Below are 21556 nucleotides of genomic sequence, written 5' to 3'. Positions count from 1 at the left end.
GTATTTGCAACGCAGCCATGATCGTCGCGCGCATGGCAGGCACTCCGATTTTCACTGTTACAGTTCACTAATGCATCACCATGCGATTATCTTGCTGTAGTTGATATTGCCGTAGCTGATATTACTCTCGTCAGAGATCGGTGCGCACGGCGCACCCTGCGCCTCACGTCATGCTCATGTGGCATCCTCCCAGAACTGATATCGCAGTAGCTCAGGCGATGTGCGTCCGGTAAAATACGCCCGGACATTCCCATCCTGACCAGGCCTTACCAGCAGATTACCCATGCCCACGACAGAAAAAGTCAGCGTCAACCATCCACTTATCAGCATCGCCTTTTTCGCCAATTTGCTGCTGGTGCTATATTGCGTCATCCGCTTCCTGGCGTATTTGTTCCGCCCCAACTATGCAAGCGCAGACATGTTGTCCATCATGATGTTCATGATACCGGTAGGCGTCTCTCTCAGGGCTTGCTCAGAGGGCAGCAGCAGGCTCAGGCGCCTGCTTGCGGTGCTGCTGAATCTGCTGTTTTTGCTGATGGCAGTGAAAAGCATGTTCCCAGCCAAAAAAGTGCTTGAACCAATCAGCCTGTGGATCAGCATACCCTTTGCCCTGGGGTTTTTAATCAATGCCCTGGTATTGTGGAAAAAGGATGTGGTGCAGATCCGCACGGTCAATGACGAAGCTGAAGATGGTGAAGATGGTGAAGCTGGCAACAGCAGCGAGCAGGAAAGCCGCGAACACCACTGGACCATGACCCGCGTGGTCTTGCCACGCCTGTTGCAGGGTGAGGGTGCCGCTAGTTTTGTTGCCAGCCTCAAGCAGGATGGCACGGCCATCTTCACCCGCATCTGGGTTAATTTTGGCAAAAGCAATATCAGCGACGCCAACAAGATCGTACCCTGCCGCGGTATCGCCGTCTATACGGACAAAACCCCATCCGGCAAAGAGCTGATCACCATACAGATGCCCAGAGCCATCGCCAGAGGAGAAGCCCACTTCATGGCCATAGCCCCAAGCGGCCAGGATTCAGGCTACCAGACCTTCAGCCTTGAATACAGCATCATGCCACGCGGCGGCAAAGCCTTCACCATGCTGACCGGCATACAGGACGGCTGCCGCAGCAACTACGGCCTGGGGCCAGTGCCGGACAAGGATGCGTTTGTGAAAGCTGTCACTGCCCTGCTGGAAAAACCAGAACCACCCATGACGGCGATGAAAGTGCCGTCGCTCTGAGCAATACAGGATGTAGGTACGATTAGCGCAAGCGTAATCGTACGTATGTCAGCATTTGCCATTCGTTAAGATTAAAGTTTTTATGCATTATTTTTCCGGGAAACGACATCTTATTGAGAAGGTATTTCATACCGCTCAATCTTTGAAAGACAGTAGTTTCTCAGAGATATCATGCGTACGATTACGCGCTGCTAATCGTACCTACGCGGACTACAAACCAAGGCTACTATGCGCAAGCAAATCAGAGATGAAGTTATTTCTATCACTCCCGTCGACGCCATCGAGCGTGATGATATTTATCGTTGCCTTGCATGGATAGACTCTGGAACTGATTTGTGTCGCGTAGCAAAGCCAGCCACGCCGCCCATGCATCTTGTATCCTATGTTGTCGTTGTAGATGACGGGCATATCCTGCTGGTCGATCACAGGAATGCGCAGTTGTGGCTTCCACCAGGTGGCCATGTTGAGCCAGGAGAGCACCCGCGCGTCACAGTTGATCGTGAATTGGAAGAGGAACTCGGCTTTGTAGCATCACATCCCATAGAGCCACCTCTATTCGTGACCATCACGACGACTGTTGGGCTCACGGCGGGACATACGGATGTTTCGCTATGGTACGTAGTACGCGCCAGCCGTCACCACAGCTTCAAATTTGACGAAGCTGAGGAGGGTGAGTTTAGGGATGCACGCTGGTTTCCGTTCGACGAAGTTCCACTTGAGCGCACGGACCCGCATATGAAACGCTTCCTTACCAAGCTGGAAAATAACAAGCTCTTAGCGTCATGATGCAGGTTCAATTAGTGACGTACGTACGATTAGCGCAAGCGTAATCGTACGCATGTCAGCGTTTATCAGTTGTTGATACTTAAATTATTATGCATTGCTTTTCCGGGGAACGACATCACCTTGAGAAGGTATTTTATGCGGCACAGTCTTTGAAAGACCGTAATTTCTCAGACATATCATGCGTACGATTACGCGCTGCTAATCGTACCTGCGCGGGCTGTAGGATGTTTTTCTGGAATGTCGCCAGCCTTGCCCAAGATCAGCGAGCGACAAAAATCATTGCCCAGACCAAGCTTGATGAAATTACTTCAAACCCAGTTTGTCGGTACTGACTTTAGGGGGCTCTTTGACACTTTGTAGAAGACGGCTGGAAGGTGTGTCTGGCATATTCAGACATTGATGCTGATCAAACACAGGAATAGACATCTTGGGCACAGGGGACATCTTCTCGAAAGCCATGCTGCCAATAGGTTCTGGCTTGAGAAAAACCACGGATTTTTCTGGTGCTGGTGGCCCTGGGCCATCCCAGACTTTATTTTTCAAGTCTTTTTCGTACTGCTTTGCATGTTGCTGCAACCTGTCTTTGTACTTGGCAGTTTCGTCGGCATTGGTATTCCACACTTTGTAAATGGCTCCCACATCATCAGAGTCTGCGATTCTTTTTTTGTCTAAATAGACTCCTATGCCATAGGAAACATTTGACTTCGTACTAAAGCGATCATATTCATCATCAACTTTATAGCCATTTATACTTTTATTCCCACTAAAACGGTTCTTCGCGTCACCCGCTGTTTGGTCCGTAATGGCGAAGACGCCAGATGCTGAAGACCAGCTAGCAGTTGTTGATGCATCAGGATTAAAGCCAGACTCGACTTCAGCGAGTGCTAATAAATTAGCGATATCATGTTGCGGTAACTTGGCATTGGTGGCTTGCTGAACGATTTCTTTTTGAACCCCAAACTTCACATGATCATTGGCGTCACCCCAATTGCGACTGTTGCCAAGTGACTCGGATGTCATAGGGACACCGTGTTTACTATAGTTAGTCATTTTCAGTTTCCTGCTTCATGTCATTTCGCCACACGTGGCTCACGATCAACCCACACTTTTTCAATCGTGATCAGGTTACCGGCATCATCATTCAGGTAAGCATTTTTTTTATAAAAATTGGCGGGCAAATTTTTTGGTTTACTATTTGTAGCGCCGAATATTGCTCTGTCAGAGCCTATAAAGTCACCAGTGTCAGAAAAAAAATCGCGCCATTCGCAACGCTTGCAATTACCCAGATTGGTGGATTCAAGTATGACTCTATTTTTTTCGTGTCCCTTGACGCAGCTAAGTTGAGTAATCATTGACTGGTCTTTCAGATAGTTCTCGTACAGATAAAATTTCTCAGTGACCTTACCTGTACCAGCGTGCCGCATCTGGACTTTTTGCAGGAAGCATGCTCCACCAAGGCGTGGATCAAGTTGGCAGTATGACTCCACTTTGACATCAAGCTGCTCGCAATGCAGTTTGGCCTCATTGACATAAGGGCCGCCCGTTGCTGGCCCTGCGGCATTGGCGACAAGGGGAAATAAAGCAAAGCCCAGGCTCAGACCGAGCCTTACACAAAAACCTGGCAAATACTTGTTCATCATAGGGCTTTCAAGGTGCTTATCGAATTTCAAGACATGACCATTATACAATGTGGTGTTTTACTTTTATTATTCTAAACATGATGTTTATCGAAGCGTCGTGATCATGTTGCATTGCCCATGAAGGGACGTAGATTCGATTAGCGCAAGCGTAATCGTACGCATGTCAGCGTTTGCCAGTCGTTAAGATTAAAAATTTTATGCATTGCTTTTTCGGGGAACGATATCTCATCGAGAAGGTATTTCATTCTGCGTAGTCTTTGAAAAACCGCAATTTCTCAGACATATCATGCGTACGATTATGCGCTGCTAATTGTATCTACGCGGGCTGAAGGATGTTTTTCTGGAATGTCGCCAGCCTTACCCAAGATCAGCGAGCGACAAAAATCATTGTCCAGACCAAGCTTGATGAAATTACTTCAAACCCAGTTTGTCGGTGCTGACTTTAGGGGGCTCTTTGACACTTTGTAGAAGACGGCTGGAAGGTGTGTCTGGCATGTTCAGACATTGATGCTGATCAAACGCAGGAATAGACATCTTGGGTACAGGGGACATCTTCTCGAAAGCCGTGCTGCCAACAGGTTCTGGCTTGAGAAAAACCACGGATTTTTCTGGTGGTAGTGGCCCTGGGCCATCCCAGACTTTATTTTTCAAGTCTTTTTCGTACTTCTTTGCATGTTGCTGCAACCTGTCTTTGTACTTGGCAGTTTCGTCGGCATTGGTATTCCACTTCTCGTAAATAGTGCCAATATTTTCAGAATGTGCGTGTTTCTTTTTATCGAGATAAGTTGCAATACCGTATGACACATTTGATTCAGGTTTAAATCGATCGTAATTGCCATTGACTGTAAAACCATCAATTTTCTGAGTACCACTAAGCCGGTTTTTTGTGTCTTTAGCAGTTTCATCAGTAATGGCAAAGATGCCGGACGCAGAAGAAATACGAGAAGTTGTAGCGGCATCAGGATTAAATCCTGACTCCACTTCAGCAAGCGCTAATAAATTAGCGATATCATGTTGCGGCAACCTGGCCTCCGTTGCTTGCTGGATGATTTCCTTTTGCACTCCAAATTTGACATGATCATTTGCGTCCCCCCAGTCTCGGCTATTACCTAATGACTCAGGTGTCATGGGCACACCATGCTTGCTCAAGTTTGTTGAATGTCCTGACATATTACTTTTCCTTACGAAGCCGACGATCAACATACACTTCTTCTATCGTCACCATATTTCCAGCCGCATCTGTTGCGTAGCCAATCTTTTCATCAAAGTTATGCGGCATTTTTTTTGGCTTGCTATTTGTTGCGCCAAACATAGTCCTGTCAGACCCGAGAAATTCGCCAGTCTCAGAAAAATAATCACTCCACTCGCAGCCTTTGCAATTGCCCAGATTGGTTGAACGTAGTATGACCTTGTTTTTCTTATTACTTCCTTTGACACACAACATTCCAGTAATAAGTGACTGATCCTTGAGGTAATTTTCATAGAGGTAGAATTTCTCAGTCAACTTACCTGTAATACCATGGCGTAATTGTGCCCTCTGCAAAAAGCACTGCTCTTCAGCGCTTTTATCCAACTGGCAAAATGTCTCCACTTTGACATCAAGCTGCTCGCAATGCAGTTTGGCCTCATTGACATAAGGGCCGCCCGTTGCTGGCCCTGCGGCATGGGCAACAGGGGGAAATAAAGCACAGCCCAGGCTCAGACCGAGCAGTACACAAAAACCTGGCAAATACTTGTTCATCATAGGGCTTCCAAGGTGCTTATCGAATTTCAAGACATGACTATTGTACAACGTCATGTTTCGCTTTGATTATCTCGAACATGATGTCTATTGAAGCGTTGTGATCATGCTGCATTGTCCATGAAGCTGGTCATGAACATTTCAAGATGTGCCAGGATCAGCGCTGCAAACTCTTTGGCATCAACCTCCTAAAGCTTGGGTACGGCGTGATGCGCCATGTTTGCTGAATAAAAAAACCCGCTACACAAGCGGGTTCTTTTGATGGTGACTGCGTTCAAGAACATCTGTCTTATCTGTACTCTTATCTTTATTCTTAGCTGCGTCTCACCTGCAATCAGCCGGTTCCAGCATCACTTTCCAGGTTTCGCTGGAGAGGTCATTGAGTGAATGTGGCTGGGTTTTAAAATTGTATTCCACCCTGGCCTTGGCTTTGTAAAACGGCTGCATATTCCCCTTGCAATAAGACGCGATCATTTCTTTTTTGAATTTCTCTTTCTGGCTGTCAGTCGCTTCAAACTTGAATGCTTCTGTGGCATACATGCGGGCCACGCGGTCAACGTACTCTGCCTTATCGATGCGGATACCGTTCTCCAGCGTCATCGGCAGTTTTTGCTGCACCTTGTCAAATTGAGCTTTAATCTCTACATCATCGGATGCTGCCTTGATGTCGCCCTTGCTCATCGTATAGACAAGCTTGGCCACAACGCCAAGTACCAGTAGCATGGATAAAAAACGAAACATGGTGCAAACCTTCCCGGGTTAAAGTGCCTGCGCATGCCTCTATCATGGCGCGTGGGCTTTTTGTTTTATGTGAATACAAACCTGCACGCATTGCCTTACAGGTGCGCATGCGTAGATGGACGTATCAGTTTTATGGTTTTTAATACGAGTATGAGAATGGCGATAGAGAGCAAAATTAATGGAAAGCAATCGCAAACCCATCGCGCAAAACAGCGCGCATTTTATCAATGATTGTTGAGCAGGGGGAGAAAATGTCCGGGCCTGGCGGGCGTTTTTTGCTGCGCTTGACAGATTAGTCAAGCGCAGCAATTCAAGGCGATGAAAACCACCCTCATGTAAAGCGAGTTCGAGATGCCAGGGGCAACAGGGTATGTGGTCAAGGCGGTAATGTAGGGCGCATTGCAATGCGCCGTATGAAATTGCCATCTGCTCAAATGAATCATCGTCGCCGTACACGACGCTCACATGCGGCGCATTACAATACGCCCTACAGTCTGGCTGATGCTACCCGTGTGAGTAACATCAGCCACGGACATCTAACAACACTCAAAAATTACGCGCGACCACCACGCCCTGGTAAGTCGTGATGTACAAGGCATCATTGCTAAACACCACAGACTGCGGTTTTGACAATGCGCCTGGCAAGGGGCCGGTGGTAAAGCCTTCCTGGCCGGGGGTGCCGATCAGGGTTGTGACCACGCCTGCCGGGGTGATTTTGCGTACGGTATGGTTGTCGGTATCGGCCACATACAAATTACCTTTGGTGTCGATAGTCATGCCTTGCGGGCGGTTGAAGCGGGCGGCGGTGCCTGTGCCATCGGCACTGCCGGGCTGAAATTCGGCACCGGCAAAAACACTGCTGACGCCTGCGCTGGAAATCTTGAAGATCACATGGCTGCCGCCGTCTGCCACATAGAGATTGCCACTGCTGTCCATCGCCATGCCATTGGATATATAAGGTGTTCCACGTCCCTCACCAAAAGGCTTGAAGCTGGCTGACTGCGTCAGCGGGATGCGGGCATAGGTGCTGACCTGGCCAGCCGCCGTGACTTTGCGTATGGCCTGGTTGACCATGTCAGCCACCAGCATGTCGCCATTACCCATGTTGACGATACCATTGGGAGATTTGAATCTGGCTTCGCTGCCCTTGCCATCGACCAGACCAAACTTCCACTCCACACCCGCCACTGGCGTGATCACACCGGCGGGGTTGATCTGGCGGATGGTGCCTACGGTATCGGCGACATACACATTGCCATTGGCATCTGTTGCCAGGCCACCGATCTGGTCAAAATTGGCAGACACGCCAGCTATGGTGCTGACCACCCCTGCCGCTGTGACCTTGCGCACGATGTGTTTGCCAGACATAAAATCATTGAGGTAAAGATTTCCGTTGATGTCTGCGGCCAGGTTGCCAGGCGCATAAAACCCGGCAGCGGCGCCTACGCCATCGAGGGCATACCTGATGTTGATGGCACCCGCCAGCGTCGTGACCACACCGGCTGCATTGATTTTGCGCACGTTGAAATTGCCTGCATCTGCTACATACAGGTTGCCCGCGCTGTCACTGACGATGGCCACAGGCTGGGCAAATCTGGCGGCCGCACCGCTGCCATCGTCTATCCCAACCTGCCCGCTGCTACCGGCCACGGTGCTGACCATGCCCGCCTGTGTGATTTTGCGGATGATGCTGTTGAAAGTGTCGGCCACAAAGATATTGCCAGCCGTATCGACAGCCACTGCACGCGGGGTATTGAAACGGGATACAGCGACTGTGCCATCGACGCTGCCGGTCTCACCGGCACGGCCAGCGACGGTAGTGACTGCGCCTGCGGGTGTCATCTTGCGTATGCTGTGATTGTAGCTGTCTGCAATATAGACATTGCCAGCAGTATCGGTCGCCAGGCCAGAGGGCCAGAAAAACCGGGCATTGCTACCCTGGCCATCATCTGCCGCACTGACCCCGGGTTTGCCTGCGATAGTCGTGACCATGCCTGCCGGTGTCAGCTTGCGTATGGTGTGCTCATCCGCGATATACAGGTTGCCTGCGCTGTCTATGGTCATGCCTGAGAGCATGCCAAAGCTGGCAGCACTGCCCTGCCCGTCTGCCATCGCGGCGGAACACACACTGCCAGCCAGCGTCGATGAGACAGCTGCGGGTGTCAGTTTGCGCACCACGCAGGCGTAAGGGTCAAGTACATAGATATTGCCGGCAGCATCGCTTGCCATGTGCTGCGCCTTAAAGAACTTGACACTGCTGCCGCTACCTTCTGCATAACCAAATTCGCCTCCGGCAAAGCTCGTGACCGCGCCTGCTGGCGTTATCTTGCGCACACGCTTGTCGTCACCGACATAGAGATTGCCACTGGTATCGAGCGTGATGCCATTGAGGCCACTGAAGCGTGCGTTTGTCCCCGTGCCATCAACAATGCCAGGGCCACCGACATTACCGGCAAGCAGAGCAATACTGCCTGTGCCAGTTGTGGTGCCTGTGTTGGTACCTGTGTTGGTGCCTGTCGTATTACCTGTGCTGCCTGTGCTACCGCCGGTCGTACCAGGAGCAGTGGCACCAGGAGCCGCACTGCCACCACCGCCACAGGCAGTGAGTATGGCTGCGGTGATGAGACAGCTCAGGGAGGCGCGAAAAGGAATGCCAGAAAGAGAATGACTAAAAGCTTTGAATGTAATCATGAGCAGATACGGGAGGGTAAATAAGCAAGCAGACTGGCCGGTCCATGCATGGGTTTAAGCTGAACCATGTCCGGGTGCACCAAGCGCTGAGGCAGCGGCACAAGAATGCCAAATTGCAAACATATTATCACATTTGAATATCTTTATCGCAAGCAACTATATTGGCGGTAGTATTTCACGAACACGGTGGTGTTCATCTACCACCAAGAAAATATCTGAAAACGGTGAGATTCGAACTCACGGCCCCCGACAGCGGTCGCTGTATTTAGACAGGTGTGTGGGGGAGTACTTAATATTGAATATCGAGCCTAAGCCAGAAAACCTCAGAAAAGCCCGTCAATACTACGTTTCCGCGTATTCCGGGCTTTTTTTCGATTTGCACATTCTCAGTTAAAAATAGCAAACTAATGCTCAAAGTTTGCAAATAACTTTGCACTTTGTGATTAGAAAGTGATCGCGACCATAGATTGATAGAGCGAGTACAGTTCTTGAAGACTATTGCTACGCCTAACTTCGTCATCAAACAGAAAGCCAGCTACCGATAACAATGGTGCACTGACTGGGGATGCTACTGGCACTGTCAACTACGCGACAGGCAAAGTATTGTTTTGCCCTAAGACACTGCCAACAAAGAATGCAGGCGTGGTCATGTCCACCACGAATGCTACAGCAGTCATCGGCGCTGTTGCATTGTTCACTGACAGCGGTGACAACTGGGCATTTTCAGTTATTGGCCCAGTGCGCCCCAGAACGTTCCTGATGTCCGTTTATACGAATTACAGCGGCTTTACCTGGTATATGTCCACCATCTTTAAGCAAGAGCTTTTGCAAGTCGTGGACGATGGCGCAGGCCATCTGCAGATTGCGAATTACGACAGCAATTTAACGGTAGGAACAATCAACTACACCACAGGCCAATGCACGCTGGTTAAATCGATTGGAGGTGTCAAGAAAGAAGAAAACAACTATCAAAGCACTAGCCTGCTTCCAGATGGTTCTATTCAAACTGGCCAGGTCATCAGCAAGAACATGTATACGCGCACGTTGAACTTTCAAAACGGCGCAACCACACCACCTGGAGAAATAACCGTGTCCTGGGCCTGGTGGGTGGGCCTGCAGCACAACGCCGCCGAACTCATGTATGTGGGATCAGACGGCACTGGCCAGACCTACAATTTCACGCTGGACAGCTTGTTTATGCCCAGCACTCCTGCGCCTTCTGCTTTCACCCTGAGTGGTAAGCGGCATTTCGCCACCACCGATAATCGTCTGGTCAAGGATGTTTCCGTAACGACAGGCACAGGCACGCTCTGTGGTTCCATTGGCGCGGTGTCAAGCATGAACGGGGTTGTATTGACCGACTGGGCCGCAGGAAGCAACAACACGCCAAGCAATATCGCTGGCATTGATTCTGAAGGCACAACCGCGCTTACGGATGCGATTACATTCAGGACAGCCGTCGCCCCATTGTTTAACGGCGGTTTCTCTTTGGATGGCACAAAGCAAAACGGCGACAATTTCTCAGTGACGCCAGATATCAATGGCATCATCAACAATCCTGCATCCGGCGTTTTTGGAACGGTTGATTTTAACAACGGCATTTGCTCGCTGCGCTTTGGCACGGCGGTAGACGACACTCACGCCAATGATCCAGGCGTTATGAACTTGTCTTACCTGGGCATCGCTGGCGTTAAGTACGTCAAGACAGGCGCTGTTAAAACTGACTCATTGCGCTATAACGCAGTGGGCTATTCCTACCTACCATTAGACCAGAACATCCTGGGCCTTGATCCAGTGCGCCTCCCTACGGATGGCAAAGTGCCTATCTTCCGCCAAGGTAGTTTTGTGGTAGTAGGCCATAGCGCGACGATTAGCCCTGGTGCGGTAGTCAACGGCCAGACGATCAACTGTGCCAGGGTTCGCCTGTCCCGCATACGCGTCATTGATGGCAATGGCCAGGTGATCAGCACAGGCTACACGCAAGACCTGGAAGCCGGGACAGTGACATTTGTGGACGTGTCCAGCTACGTGATGCCTGTGACCGTTGAGCATCGTATCGAAGACATGGCCATGGTGACAGACGCGCAGATCAACGGGCAATTAACGCTGTCCAGGGCATTGACGCATAACTTCCCGATGGGCTCGTATGTGTCCAGCGCCATGATTATTGGCGATACCCATGCCCGCGTCTCTGTACTGTTTGACCAGACCACATTCAATAACACCTGGCAGGACACGGTCAACGGTGCAGATGCACAAGGCACATACAACGACACCCTTGCACCTATCGTGGTCACGAACAAAGGCGCACTGACAGAGCGCTGGGCAATCAGGTTTACCAATACAACCACCTTTGACATCATCGGCGAGCATGTGGGTGTGATAGGCACAGGCACGACCACGGCGGATTCTTCGCCAATCAACCCAGCAGCAAGCGTGCCTTACTTCACATTGAAGGCTGTCGGCTGGGGATCGGGCTGGGCCGTGGGCAATGTACTGCGGTTTAACACTGTCGGGGCAACTAACCCAGTGTGGGTGGCCAGGACAATCCTGCAGGGGCCACCATCATCCATCAACGACAAATTCACGCTGTTAGTGCGTGGTGATATTGACCAACCTTAAGAGAGTTAAACATGACTGACACGACAGTAAAATATTTTCATTCAGAGATGCCAGGTGCGCCCACGCTGACTGGCACACCTGGTAGTCAGATCGCCGTCCTGGACGCTTGCCTGATTAATGGCTTTGGCCTTGTTTCAGTGACTTCTGCAGTCGTGGCCGGAAACGTGGCCACCTTAAACGTCGGCGCTGGCCATAGTTTCACGGTCGGCACTGTGGCACTAGTGGCGGGTGTAACGTCTCCTGCAGAACTCAATGGCGAGGCCAGGGTTACATCCATTACTGCCAATTCCATTTCGTTTGCAACCGCTGGCATTTCTAACCAGACTGCCACAGGCACGATCACGGCCAAGCTGGCTGGCGCTGGATGGTTGAAGCCTTTCAACGCCACCAGCACCGCCGCGTACAAATCTGCAGATGGCGCATCCAGTGGATGTTACTGCCGCATAGATGACACAAACGCGACAATGACCCGCGTAGTCGGCTATGAGTCCATGTCCGACATCAACACGGGGACAGGACAGTTTCCGACTAATAACCAATTAGCTGGCGGTTACTATTGGCAAAAAAGCGTTTTTGCAGACAACACACAAGTTAAATGGCTGGTCTTTGCCGACGCCAGGGCATTCTACCTGGTGCGTTACCCTGCTATGTCCTCCTACCCTGGAGTGGCAGAGATTACATACTTTGGCGATATTGTGCCTACGAAGAGCGGCGACGCTTATGCCTGCGGTATCACTGGCAATGCATATAGCCACCCTGGTCAGTTTCAAGCAACTGCCGCGCAACTTATGTATTCAGCCGTAGCTGGGGCAGAATTTTACTGCGCTAGGTCTTATTCAGGACTGGGAAGCGCCGTACAGATGGGCCGCACTTTCCCGCTTATGTACTCGGATACTAACGTGTATTCAGGTGCGGTTCCCAGTGCGACGTCCTTTCCTAACCCGGCAGACGGCGGCGTGTATGCGGTTAATTTTAATTTGGTTGAATTCGGTAGCAAAGCGTATCGGGGAGTCTTGCCAGGAGCGCTGGCCATTCCGCAATCAAACGCATACACCATCCTGGCGAACAAGGATTTAATCGTAGGCCAGGGTGACCTGGCTGGCCGATCATTGCGTGCTGTGACCTCAACCGGATACCTCAATGCAGCGATGTTCTTTGATGTAACCGGGCCTTGGAGATAGTAATGGCCGATCAGTATTTTTATAACACTCCGGTTTTACTACCGTTTAACGGTGCAAATAACAGCACTTCAATTGAGAATGCAGGAGCAAAATCATTTGCGCCTGTGATCCATGGCAGCGCGAAACTAAGCACTGAGCAAAGTGTGTATGGTGGGTCAAGCATGAAGCTGAATGGGGATTCAGATTTTCTGACGTTCCCGGACATCAGCCTGGGTAGCGGCGACTGGACAATAGAATGTTGGGTATATCTGCGCAGTGCGCCCAGCACTTATGCCGCCCTCATGGTCAGGACAGGAAGTGGTGGTCTATATGTGTACGGAACATATCCAATTTTTTACCCATACATTACAAGCACCACTACCGCATTGAGCCTTAACACTTGGCACCACGTTTGCGCTGTACGCTCGTCAAATCAATTGTCTTTATACGTCGATGGCGTCGCTTTGCCGAATACTGCAACGTATCCTGGCGAAACGATCATTAACACGATTGGGGCGGATGGCTCAGGTGTGCAGGGTTCTCAGTGTTACATCGATGACTTGAGAATGACCGCAGGTGTCGCCAGGTACGTTGGGAACTTCACGCCGCCCGGAGAATTTGACGCGACCAAGCCAGCGATTTTCGCAACTGGCGTGCATGTCGTCAAAAGAGTGGTTTCAGTGGGTATTCCTTCGACCAATTTTAAACACCCACACCTGGCAACGCCGAGCCGGAAAGAGGCTGATCTACTCTATGGCGGCAACGGGAGAATTTCTGGCGTGACCAAGAAGAAAGGCCCGCCAGACGTTGCGGTGTCCACCCGCGTCAGGTTATTCAAAGACCGTGACGGAATGATGATACGCGAGACCTGGAGTGACCCGGTGACAGGGGCGTATGTATTCGACCATATTTCTATGGACGTTAAATACACGGTGTTGACCTATGACCATACGCACAATTTCCGCGCAGTGGTTGCAGACAATTTAACGCCGGAGCTGATGCCATGATATTGAGCATATCGCCACAACACCTGGAAGCCAGGCAAGCAGGCTCCTTGACTCATTTGGACGCTGGCTCAGGTCATGCCAGGGTACGCATTTATAACGGCGTACAGCCTGCTTTTGGTGGGCCTGAGACGCAATTGCTGGTAGAGGTCGCATTGACCAAGCCCGCTGGCATTGTTGCGGCTGGTGTCCTTAGTCTGACAGCCAGCAATTTTGGGCTGATAGCTGTTACTGGCCAGGCTACCTGGGCGCGTGTCGTGAATGGTAACGGCGAGGCTGCATTTGATTGCGACGTGACCGACACGGCTGGCAATGGCGTGATCCAGCTTGAGAGTACGCAACTGTATGCAGGCGGCAAAGCGTTTTTGACAGCCTTGAATCTGGGATAAGCCTTGACTGAGTCTAGCCTGCTTCTGTTTTCTGATGCGCCGTCTGGCAACCCGTCGCTGATGGTGTTCGGCGGCGAGGCTGCGCCATACGTGCCAGTTGACCTGGTGTTTTCAGAAAGCCCTGGAGAGAACCCTGCAGACCTGGTGTTTGGTGGCGTGGATATTTCCTTGCCACCCGTGCCAGACCTGCATGGAACGCTGGCAGGCACGTTCCCGGCGATGGTTTGCCATGGCGCAGTCGTTTATCTATCTGACACGGCCAGACCAATGGTGGGCAGAATCAGCAACGCGTGGCAAAAGGCCGAGCAAACAGAATCAAGCGTTAAAACCATCTACCAAGTGATGCTGGCCAGCCATGCAATGAGCCAGGATAACTGGCAGGTAGCCAGGCCATTGTTTGCGCGTGGCCAGGTCAAACTGGCGCATACCTTGATAGGGAACCGAGCCAGTACAACGGCCAGCCATGCAGAAGCGATACATGTCGAGATCGGCAGGCTGACCAGCTTCGCATCGATGTCACCAGTGGCAAGGACGACGACCAGGACAAGCTGGCAAGAGGCACGGTCTGTGAAGACGGAAAGGCTGTCCGCATTCCAGTCTATGCAACCTGTTGCAAGGGCCAGCCGCTTATCGGGATGGGGAGATGCAAGGCGCAACCTGGTGCAGGCGCGGGACGGCTTCCAGGACGCTGACGCATTGCAGGTGACAGGTAGGTCAGGTTTTCAGAAGGCAAGGAAACCGCCGCCAGGGAAAGCGGCAGAGGTACTGCCACCCGTTAAACCCCCTTGCTACGTGCCGCCACCTGGCAACGCTGTTGACTTGCTGTTTGCTGCAGCCTGGTCGAATTCCACAAGCCTGGTGTTTTCTTGTGAGCGCACAGCGCCGCCAGTAAACACCATCGTGATACCCGTTAAAAGGACTTACATCATGCTTAACGACGTACAGTTAAGACGAGTCGAAGGCAATTACATCTTGCCCGCAACAACGCTGCAAATGCAGATTGATATGGATAGCTGGACATGGTCGTTTTCGACATCGATGCCAGCATCTGCATTGGCGCTGGTCGAGCCTGGCCACGCTGGCGATAAGGTGATCCTGGAGGCATCAGTCAACGGGCAAAAGTTTTCATTGCTGGCCGAGGATATCCAACGTGAAAAGGTGTTCGGAAAATCCACCATATCAATTAGTGGCCGTGGCCTGTCCGCCATGCTGGCAGACCCATACAGCCCGATCCTGACTTTTAAGAACGACATTGAGCGCACAGCACAGCAGTTGATGAATGACGCGCTGATGATTAACGGTGTTCCTATAGGCTGGTCTGTTGATTGGCGTATCGATGATTGGTTAGTCCCTGCAGGCGTCTGGAGTCACCAGGGCAGCTATATGTCTGCATTGACGACTATCGCCAATGCGGCAGGCGCATTCATCCAGCCTGACCCTACGGCCCTGACTCTGCGAATAATGCCGCGCTATCCAGTGAAACCCTGGGAATGGGCCAGCGCCACGCCGGATATTGAATTGCCGTCCGCAGTAGTCACAAGGGAGTCTATAAGCTGGACGGACAGGCCAGAGTATAACGCCGTGTATGTGAGTGGCGCGACGGCAGGCGGCATCCTTGCTTACGTTAAACGGGCTGGTTCGGCTGGTGACAAGCTGGCCCCTATGATCACAGATGCCCTGATTACTGATAGCGCACCCGCCAGGCAGCGCGGCATTTCTATCCTGGCTAACACAGGTCGCAACGCAAGCTACTCGCTGAGCCTGCCTGTATTGCTAGAGGCGGGAATTATCATGCCGGGCAAAATGACACGCTATGTGGACAGCGCCGAGGTGATGGGCATCGTCAAAGGTGTTTCAATCAGCGCTGAACAGTCAAAGCTTCGCCAGACTATCGAGGTGCAAACCCATGGCTAATATTTACAAGGTCTTCAAAGACCTGATGCCAGCGCCGCTGCTACTAGTCGGTAAGGTGATTGCAGTCCGGCCAGGTCACAACATCATTGAGTTACCAGGAGGTGCGCAGGTGATGGCCAGAGGCCCGGCAACATTGAATACGAAAGTGTTTTTTAAGGATGGAGTGATAGAGGGGGAAGCCCCAGATTTAACGGTAGTGAATATCGACGTTTAGAACAGAGCGACCTGACCAGTGCGCTAACACTGATCAAGTCATCTGATTGCAGCATGCACTGCGCTCAAACCACGGCCCTGCCACCTGTACAGGTGGGGCGAATGTTAGCACGGAGCGTTAAATGCAGGAAATACGATGTGGAAAGTGTAGTAAAAAATTAGGGGCTGGTGAATACACCAGGCTCAGTATCAAGTGTCCCAGATGTAAAGCATTAAATGAATTGAGCGCCACGAGCGCCATACCTGAACGCCCAGGAGCGTCACCAGGAGCAACAGAGAATGACGAATCCAATCATCCCTTGGCTGGGTGGCAAACGTAGGCTGGCGGATAAGCTGATACCGCTTTTCCCGAAACATGAATGTTATGTCGAGGTGTTTTGTGGTGGCGCTGCATTGTATTTCTTGCGGCCAGTGCCAGCGCCGACCGAGGTCATCAACGACATCAATGGCGAACTGGTGAACCTGTATAGGGTCGTCCAGCATCACATGGAAGAGTTTGTAAGGCAGTTTAAGTGGGCGATTAGCAGCCGCCAGATATTCAAATGGCAAAAGGCAGCTATCCCGGAAACTTTAACGGATATCCAGCGTGCGGCCAGGTTTTACTACCTGCAGCAGCACGCCTTTGGCGGCAAGGTAAGTGGTCAGAACTTTGGCACGGCCACTACAGGTTCACCAATTAATCTTTGCCGCATAGAAGAAAGCCTGAGCGCCGCTCACTTGCGCCTGGCAGGAACGTATGTCGAAAACCTGTCTTGGTTCGACTGCATGAAGCGATATGATCGGGCGCATACGTTCTTTTACTGTGATCCGCCATATTGGGAGACAGAGGGCTATGGAGTTGAATTTGCCTATGAGAACTATGTGCAGATGGCTGAATTCATGCGGACTTGCAAGGGTAAAGTGATGGTAAGCATCAATGATCACCCAGCTATTAGGGGGGCATTTAACGGTTTGCACATGCTAGGGCTGGACATAAAGTATTGCGTCTCAAATACACATGGCCAGCCAGAGATAAGTAAGGAATTGGTGATAATGAATTGGGAAGGCAGCAGCATGGACAGCTTGTTTTAAATGAGCAATGGCTATTTCACAACAACGTTGCAAAAAAATACTTATCCAAGCCGCTTGTTGTTATGCAAATGATATACCTTAGCGAGACAAATCACTAAAGAGAGGATCGATAATGAATATACCAACGTTGGAAATAGCCAAACAACTCATAAAAAAAATAGAGGACTCATACAGTAATTCAATTGTCCAATACAATCCTGATGAGCGGCATTATTCGGGGATGTTGATGATAGACATCTCATTGGAGCATTTTAAATCAGTGGTTTCCTTAGTGGAGTTGAATTTACCTGGATCTGCATTTGCCTTGCTTCGGGTGCAATATGAGTCATTTATTTATAGCGTTTGGATCCTGAATTGTGCAACTTCAGCTCAGTTGAAGCAATTCAAAAAGAATCGTTTGAAAAAGACAATGGCGGGCCTAATTACTCAAATTGAGGACGATAATAAGGATATTGCAGGAATGCTTTCGAGCGGCCACCATAAAGCTTGGAGAATATTAAATAGCTATACGCATTCTGGCATGCTGCAATTAAGCCGAAGAATTAACGCAAAGAATGAGGTAGGTCCGAACTATTCTGCCGCTGAGATTGCAGAATCGTTGGAATTTTCGATGCGGACGGCTAAGCTTACTGCGTACCAGCATGCATTGTTGGTGGGCGATTCATCCAAGATAATGTGGATAGAGAATTTGATTAAGGAAGGTTAAGTCTAGGCAGCAGTGACGGGTTAAAAACTGTTTAAGCTACAGCAGGTCAGTTTTTATAAAGCATCTGCGGAAAATAACGTGCAAACGAAGAGCAAAACGGAAGCGCGCTTACATCTTACTATCGTATTGGGCAGCTATGGAAAACACTTTTAACCTTCTCGTACCAGCGTTGACTTCTCTTACGGCAGCACTTGTTGCAGGAGGAATCGCAAGATCAAATTTAATTGTATCGAAAGAAACGAAAACTTCTGAATTTCGGCAAGCATGGATTGATGCGTTACGTGAAGAGTTCTCAAGGTTTCTTTCAAATACCCGGATGATGGCCCGCTCCATGCAAGAAACTCGAAGTCGCCCGCCAGATGCAACTCTTGATGCAAACTCGAAATTTTATATAAATCACGAACAAATAACAGCAATCCGACATGCTGCCGCTGATTCGTATTACAAAATTATATTTCGATTGAATTCTTCACAAGAAGATCACGCAAATTTACTAGAGATCATAGATAAAGTAATAGATGAACAAAATAAGTATTTTTCAGATGTTACAGCGGATATTAATGAAGTGATGAATTTATTGAAATTAGCATCCGAGCAAGCAGCGAAAGTACTCAAGAGTGAATGGGAAACGGTAAAAGGAGGGGAAGTAGAGTATCGGCGAGCGGTGAAAGTATCTTCGATAGTTCTAGCAGTAGCTAGTGTGCTTCTCGTTGGACTCATTCTATTCGGCATCCTTGGAAACGCATCTATGAAATCAAACGGTGGCACCAATATATCGTTCAACGTGGGAGTTAATGAAGCAACTCCAGCATCGAATCCCAGACCTTCAATCCCGACAAAGTAACTCAAACACAGCGAGTCCGGTCGATCCGCAAAAATAAGGAGCACATTGTGCTCCTTATTTAAGTTTAAAAAATTCAATCTTATTTGCAAACCTGTGCAAAGTTTTGCGCGCCCTTACAAGGTGCATTCAACCGCTCTGCCACGTTTTCAAAATTCTTATTGCCACACACTCGGTACGCGCAAATTTTATCTCTGCCCAATCTCGTCCTGCTTGGCAGCGAACGTCGCTGGATGCCAGATCAAGTCTGGCATGACGGCAGTAATATTGACGACTATCCTGGTGCGCGTGGTGGGACTCGAACCCACATGCCAGAGGCGCTGGTGTTTAAGACCAGCGTGTATACCATTCCACCACACGCGCATAAATCATTTTTCAAGCGGCTTTGGAGTGAGTACCCGGAGTCGAACCGGGATAAGTGAACATATGCGGAGTCACAATCCACGACTTTCACCGTTATTTATGCACTCCAAAGCAGGGTGATTTTTTTCTTTATCGCTGAACCTTTGCCTGGTCTGGTAGGGTGCGCCGTGCGCACCGGCACGCGCGCATCGTTGATCAACAATGGTGCGCACGGCGCACCCTACAAAATCATGCAAGACTCAAACTGGTCGGAGTGCGAGGGTTTGAACCCCGGACCTTCTGCTCCCAAAGCAGTTGCGCTACCGGACTGCGCTACACTCCGAAAAAAATTTCACTACTCAATACTGGAAGGGGATCAAGGATTCGAACCCAGTGGACTGTGAAAGTGAAAGCGAAAGTGAAGGACATGTGCCCGGCGAATCAGGGCAAGGCGCAAAACACAGCGATAGCGGGGCTATCGCGAGTATTTGCAACGCAGCCATGATCGTCGCGCATATGGCAGGCACTTCGCTTTTCATTTTCACAGTTCACTAATATGCCGGACTCAAATTCCGGTGCCTGGCCTCTTGGCTAATCCCCTGTAAAACTGGTGCGCGCGGAGGGACTTGAACCCTCAATCCTTTCGGCACTGGTTTCTAAGACCAGCATGTATCCCAATTCCACCACACGCGCATACAACTCTCTCGCTCACCGGCATGTATGCAGATGCGCTTACTCACTGGCGGAAACGGTGAGACTCGAACTCACGGGACCTTTCAGCCCTACTGTCTTCCAGACAGCTGCAATGGCCGCTCTGCCACGTTTCCAAATTTCTAAATACTGGTGCGCATGGAGGGACTCGAACCCTCAAACCTTGCGGTGCTGGTTTTTGAAACCAGCGTGTATTCCAATTCCACCACATGCGCATTTATTCATTCTTCAACCTGCTTTGGGGTGACCACCCGGAATCGAACCGGGATAAGCGGAATCACAATCCGCGACTTTCACCGTTAAGCTATGGCCACCCCAAAGCAGGCTGATCTTTTCTTTCATTGCTGAACCTTTACTTGTTCTCGTAAGGTGCGCCGTGCGCACCAGCACACCCGTTTCGTTGATCTACGATGGTGCGCACGGCGCACCCTACCAAGCTGCAAATTCAGGGCGTAGAGAACGCCGTTTACCACGACGCTCTCTACGGAACGATGCAACGTTCTAACTGGTCGGAGTGCGAGGATTTGAACCCCGGACCTTCTGCTCCCAAAGCAGTTGCGCTACCAGACTGCGCTACACTCCGAAAAAACTTTTCACTACTCAATACTGGAAAGAGATCAAGGATTCGAACCCAGTGGACTGTGAAAGTGAAAGCGAAAGTGAAGGACATGTGCCCGGCGAATCAGGGCAAGGCGCAAAACACAGCGATAGCGGGGCTATCGTGAGTATTTGCAACGCAGCCATGATCGTCGCGCACATGGCAGGCACTTCGCTTTTCACTTTCACAGTTCACTAATATGCCGGACTCAAATTCCGGTGCCTGGCCTCTTGGCTAATCCCCTATATAACTGGTGCGCACGGAGGGACTTGAACCCTCAATCCTTTCGGCACTGACTTCTGAGGCCAGCGTGTATGCCAATTCCACCACATGCGCTTCATTCATTATTCAACCTGCTTTGGGGTGACCACCCGGAGTCGAACCGGGATAAGCGGATTCACAATCCACGACTTTCACCATTAAGTTATGGCCACCCCAAAGCAGGCTGTTTTTTCCCTTTCGTTGTTGAACCTTTACCTGGTCTTGTAGGGTGCGCCGTGCGCATGGCGCACCCTGCCAAGCTGCTAATTCAAGGTGTAGAGAACGCCGTTTACCACGACGCTCTCTACGGAACGATGCAACGTTCAAACTGGTCGGAGTGCGAGGATTTGAACCTCGGACCTTCTGCTCCCAGGGCAGTAGCGCTACCAGGCTGCGCCACACTCCGATATGACTGTTAAGGCCTGTTGCAAACTGCAATCAGGTTTAAAAATTCTGCGATATAAAAACCAAAAAGCCCGGTGCGTTCATCGCATCCGGGCTGGTCGCTACAGGTGGCCTGACCATTAACTGGTGAGGCTTGCCTGTGGGGTTTCCCCCCGGATGTTGAGTTGCACGCATGCGCCCAGATGATGCAAGGGCAAGGCGAAGAGCGGGCTGGGCAATGTTGGCAGTGCTGGCTGCAACTGCAGGTCAGTGGCTAAATGGGATGGGAGCGATACTGCATCCAGCAGCGCTGCGCCAGCCTGTGCCATGCCCTGCGCGATGAGGCGCAGGTTCTGGTGCAGTTGTTGGAGTAGCGTTGCGTTCACAATAGGTCCTGTTCTTTAAAAATTGATGTTGGTATTCAAGCGGGTGTTGCTGTATTCGATGGATGTATCTTGCCACAGCTTTTTAAATAAAACAAGCATGGCATGACGATTTTATTCAATT

19 protein-coding genes and 11 tRNA genes are annotated in these 21556 nt (G+C 50.4%); 12 read left to right on the top strand and 18 right to left on the bottom strand.

The window, feature by feature from the left end; translation table 11 throughout:
- Positions 1 to 283: 283 nt before the first annotated feature.
- Positions 284 to 1234 carry a hypothetical protein gene (locus ACO0LN_RS10675; protein ID WP_422973513.1) on the top strand — a complete coding sequence of 317 codons (951 nt, stop codon included), beginning with the start codon at positions 284 to 286 and terminating at the stop codon, positions 1232 to 1234.
- 228 nt (positions 1235 to 1462) lie between these two features.
- Entirely contained in the window at positions 1463 to 2020 is a 558-nt protein-coding gene (locus ACO0LN_RS10670; RefSeq protein ID WP_422973511.1) for an NUDIX hydrolase, read from the top strand.
- Positions 2021 to 2323: 303 nt separating this feature from the next.
- Here ACO0LN_RS10670 and ACO0LN_RS10665 read toward each other — a convergent pair whose 3' ends face one another.
- From ACO0LN_RS10665 to ACO0LN_RS10635, 7 genes are all read right to left on the bottom strand, one after another.
- Positions 2324 to 3070, bottom strand: a complete 747-nt coding sequence (locus tag ACO0LN_RS10665; protein ID WP_422973509.1) for a transglycosylase SLT domain-containing protein — start codon at positions 3068 to 3070, stop codon at positions 2324 to 2326.
- A 20-nt stretch (positions 3071 to 3090) separates the two neighbouring features.
- Complete coding sequence (locus tag ACO0LN_RS10660) at positions 3091 to 3657, bottom strand: hypothetical protein (RefSeq protein WP_422973507.1); 567 nt, start codon at positions 3655 to 3657, stop codon at positions 3091 to 3093.
- Between the two features lie 414 nt (positions 3658 to 4071).
- Positions 4072 to 4863: a transglycosylase SLT domain-containing protein gene (locus ACO0LN_RS10655; RefSeq protein WP_422973505.1), complete on the bottom strand. Its 792-nt coding sequence runs from the start codon at positions 4861 to 4863 to the stop codon at positions 4072 to 4074.
- Positions 4832 to 5401: a hypothetical protein gene (locus ACO0LN_RS10650; RefSeq protein WP_422973503.1), complete on the bottom strand. Its 570-nt coding sequence runs from the start codon at positions 5399 to 5401 to the stop codon at positions 4832 to 4834. The genes ACO0LN_RS10655 and ACO0LN_RS10650 overlap by 32 nt, the downstream gene beginning before the upstream one ends.
- A 324-nt stretch (positions 5402 to 5725) precedes the next feature.
- Complete coding sequence (locus tag ACO0LN_RS10645; RefSeq protein ID WP_422973501.1) at positions 5726 to 6142, bottom strand: hypothetical protein; 417 nt, start codon at positions 6140 to 6142, stop codon at positions 5726 to 5728.
- A gap of 546 nt (positions 6143 to 6688) precedes the next feature.
- Positions 6689 to 8833: an SMP-30/gluconolactonase/LRE family protein gene (locus ACO0LN_RS10640; RefSeq protein WP_422973499.1), complete on the bottom strand. Its 2145-nt coding sequence runs from the start codon at positions 8831 to 8833 to the stop codon at positions 6689 to 6691.
- A 216-nt stretch (positions 8834 to 9049) separates the two neighbouring features.
- A tRNA-OTHER gene (locus tag ACO0LN_RS10635) sits at positions 9050 to 9185 on the bottom strand.
- Positions 9186 to 9481: 296 nt separating this feature from the next.
- On the opposite strand from ACO0LN_RS10635, the gene ACO0LN_RS10630 reads away from it, so the two are divergent.
- The 10 genes from ACO0LN_RS10630 (at position 9482) to ACO0LN_RS10585 (ending at position 18756) form a co-directional block, all read left to right on the top strand.
- A complete protein-coding gene (locus ACO0LN_RS10630; protein WP_422973497.1) occupies positions 9482 to 11455 on the top strand; it encodes a hypothetical protein in 1974 nt (657 codons plus the stop codon).
- An 11-nt stretch (positions 11456 to 11466) separates the two neighbouring features.
- Positions 11467 to 12636: a hypothetical protein gene (locus ACO0LN_RS10625; RefSeq protein WP_422973495.1), complete on the top strand. Its 1170-nt coding sequence runs from the start codon at positions 11467 to 11469 to the stop codon at positions 12634 to 12636.
- A 161-nt stretch (positions 12637 to 12797) separates the two neighbouring features.
- Positions 12798 to 13622, top strand: a complete 825-nt coding sequence (locus ACO0LN_RS10620; protein ID WP_422973493.1) for a LamG domain-containing protein — start codon at positions 12798 to 12800, stop codon at positions 13620 to 13622.
- Complete coding sequence (locus ACO0LN_RS10615) at positions 13619 to 14008, top strand: hypothetical protein (RefSeq protein ID WP_422973491.1); 390 nt, start codon at positions 13619 to 13621, stop codon at positions 14006 to 14008. The genes ACO0LN_RS10620 and ACO0LN_RS10615 overlap by 4 nt, the downstream gene beginning before the upstream one ends.
- Positions 14009 to 14011: 3 nt before the next feature.
- Positions 14012 to 15922, top strand: a complete 1911-nt coding sequence (locus ACO0LN_RS10610; protein WP_422973489.1) for a hypothetical protein — start codon at positions 14012 to 14014, stop codon at positions 15920 to 15922.
- A complete protein-coding gene (locus tag ACO0LN_RS10605) occupies positions 15915 to 16136 on the top strand; it encodes a hypothetical protein (RefSeq protein ID WP_422973487.1) in 222 nt (73 codons plus the stop codon). The genes ACO0LN_RS10610 and ACO0LN_RS10605 overlap by 8 nt, the downstream gene beginning before the upstream one ends.
- 121 nt (positions 16137 to 16257) lie before the next feature.
- A complete protein-coding gene (locus ACO0LN_RS10600) occupies positions 16258 to 16455 on the top strand; it encodes a Com family DNA-binding transcriptional regulator (RefSeq protein ID WP_422973485.1) in 198 nt (65 codons plus the stop codon).
- A complete protein-coding gene (locus ACO0LN_RS10595) occupies positions 16415 to 17206 on the top strand; it encodes a DNA adenine methylase (protein WP_422973483.1) in 792 nt (263 codons plus the stop codon). The genes ACO0LN_RS10600 and ACO0LN_RS10595 overlap by 41 nt, the downstream gene beginning before the upstream one ends.
- Before the next feature lie 112 nt (positions 17207 to 17318).
- On the top strand, positions 17319 to 17912 hold the full coding sequence (locus ACO0LN_RS10590) for a DUF6988 family protein (RefSeq protein ID WP_422973481.1): 594 nt from the start codon (positions 17319 to 17321) through the stop codon (positions 17910 to 17912).
- Positions 17913 to 18048: 136 nt separating this feature from the next.
- Positions 18049 to 18756 carry a hypothetical protein gene (locus ACO0LN_RS10585; protein WP_422973479.1) on the top strand — a complete coding sequence of 236 codons (708 nt, stop codon included), beginning with the start codon at positions 18049 to 18051 and terminating at the stop codon, positions 18754 to 18756.
- 277 nt (positions 18757 to 19033) lie between these two features.
- Here ACO0LN_RS10585 and ACO0LN_RS10580 read toward each other — a convergent pair.
- The 11 genes from ACO0LN_RS10580 to ACO0LN_RS10530 all read right to left on the bottom strand — a co-directional run bounded on the left by ACO0LN_RS10580 (position 19034) and on the right by ACO0LN_RS10530 (position 21435).
- Positions 19034 to 19116 (bottom strand) — tRNA-Leu (locus tag ACO0LN_RS10580).
- A gap of 245 nt (positions 19117 to 19361) precedes the next feature.
- Positions 19362 to 19438: transfer RNA gene (locus tag ACO0LN_RS10575), tRNA-Pro, on the bottom strand.
- Positions 19439 to 19703: 265 nt separating this feature from the next.
- Positions 19704 to 19788: transfer RNA gene (locus ACO0LN_RS10570), tRNA-Leu, on the bottom strand.
- A gap of 47 nt (positions 19789 to 19835) precedes the next feature.
- A tRNA-Ser gene (locus ACO0LN_RS10565) sits at positions 19836 to 19922 on the bottom strand.
- A gap of 14 nt (positions 19923 to 19936) precedes the next feature.
- Positions 19937 to 20021, bottom strand: a tRNA-Leu gene (locus ACO0LN_RS10560).
- Positions 20022 to 20045: 24 nt separating this feature from the next.
- Positions 20046 to 20120 (bottom strand) — tRNA-His (locus ACO0LN_RS10555).
- Positions 20121 to 20312: 192 nt separating this feature from the next.
- A tRNA-Pro gene (locus ACO0LN_RS10550) sits at positions 20313 to 20389 on the bottom strand.
- 266 nt (positions 20390 to 20655) lie between these two features.
- A tRNA-Leu gene (locus ACO0LN_RS10545) sits at positions 20656 to 20740 on the bottom strand.
- A gap of 23 nt (positions 20741 to 20763) precedes the next feature.
- Positions 20764 to 20838: transfer RNA gene (locus tag ACO0LN_RS10540), tRNA-His, on the bottom strand.
- A 156-nt stretch (positions 20839 to 20994) separates the two neighbouring features.
- Positions 20995 to 21071, bottom strand: a tRNA-Pro gene (locus ACO0LN_RS10535).
- A gap of 118 nt (positions 21072 to 21189) precedes the next feature.
- Complete coding sequence (locus ACO0LN_RS10530; protein ID WP_422973477.1) at positions 21190 to 21435, bottom strand: hypothetical protein; 246 nt, start codon at positions 21433 to 21435, stop codon at positions 21190 to 21192.
- Positions 21436 to 21556 lie beyond the last annotated feature (121 nt).

The organism is Undibacterium sp. TC9W, assembly GCF_049339865.1.
Classification (GTDB): domain Bacteria; phylum Pseudomonadota; class Gammaproteobacteria; order Burkholderiales; family Burkholderiaceae_D; genus Undibacterium.
This window is presented reverse-complemented; position numbering and strand designations above follow the sequence as displayed.

Excerpts from the sequence above, each read along its gene's own strand:
- ACO0LN_RS10675 (WP_422973513.1), top strand. The coding sequence starts at position 284 with ATGCCCACGACAGAAAAAGTCAGCGTCAACCATCCACTTATCAGCATC.
- ACO0LN_RS10670 (WP_422973511.1), top strand. The coding sequence starts at position 1,463 with ATGCGCAAGCAAATCAGAGATGAAGTTATTTCTATCACTCCCGTCGAC.
- ACO0LN_RS10665 (WP_422973509.1), bottom strand. The coding sequence starts at position 3,070 with ATGACTAACTATAGTAAACACGGTGTCCCTATGACATCCGAGTCACTT.
- ACO0LN_RS10660 (WP_422973507.1), bottom strand. The coding sequence starts at position 3,657 with ATGAACAAGTATTTGCCAGGTTTTTGTGTAAGGCTCGGTCTGAGCCTG.
- ACO0LN_RS10655 (WP_422973505.1), bottom strand. The coding sequence starts at position 4,863 with ATGTTGATCGTCGGCTTCGTAAGGAAAAGTAATATGTCAGGACATTCA.
- ACO0LN_RS10650 (WP_422973503.1), bottom strand. The coding sequence starts at position 5,401 with ATGAACAAGTATTTGCCAGGTTTTTGTGTACTGCTCGGTCTGAGCCTG.
- ACO0LN_RS10645 (WP_422973501.1), bottom strand. The coding sequence starts at position 6,142 with ATGTTTCGTTTTTTATCCATGCTACTGGTACTTGGCGTTGTGGCCAAG.
- ACO0LN_RS10640 (WP_422973499.1), bottom strand. The coding sequence starts at position 8,833 with ATGATTACATTCAAAGCTTTTAGTCATTCTCTTTCTGGCATTCCTTTT.
- ACO0LN_RS10630 (WP_422973497.1), top strand. The coding sequence starts at position 9,482 with ATGTCCACCACGAATGCTACAGCAGTCATCGGCGCTGTTGCATTGTTC.
- ACO0LN_RS10625 (WP_422973495.1), top strand. The coding sequence starts at position 11,467 with ATGACTGACACGACAGTAAAATATTTTCATTCAGAGATGCCAGGTGCG.
- ACO0LN_RS10620 (WP_422973493.1), top strand. The coding sequence starts at position 12,798 with ATGAAGCTGAATGGGGATTCAGATTTTCTGACGTTCCCGGACATCAGC.
- ACO0LN_RS10615 (WP_422973491.1), top strand. The coding sequence starts at position 13,619 with ATGATATTGAGCATATCGCCACAACACCTGGAAGCCAGGCAAGCAGGC.
- ACO0LN_RS10605 (WP_422973487.1), top strand. The coding sequence starts at position 15,915 with ATGGCTAATATTTACAAGGTCTTCAAAGACCTGATGCCAGCGCCGCTG.
- ACO0LN_RS10600 (WP_422973485.1), top strand. The coding sequence starts at position 16,258 with ATGCAGGAAATACGATGTGGAAAGTGTAGTAAAAAATTAGGGGCTGGT.
- ACO0LN_RS10595 (WP_422973483.1), top strand. The coding sequence starts at position 16,415 with ATGACGAATCCAATCATCCCTTGGCTGGGTGGCAAACGTAGGCTGGCG.
- ACO0LN_RS10590 (WP_422973481.1), top strand. The coding sequence starts at position 17,319 with ATGAATATACCAACGTTGGAAATAGCCAAACAACTCATAAAAAAAATA.
- ACO0LN_RS10585 (WP_422973479.1), top strand. The coding sequence starts at position 18,049 with ATGGAAAACACTTTTAACCTTCTCGTACCAGCGTTGACTTCTCTTACG.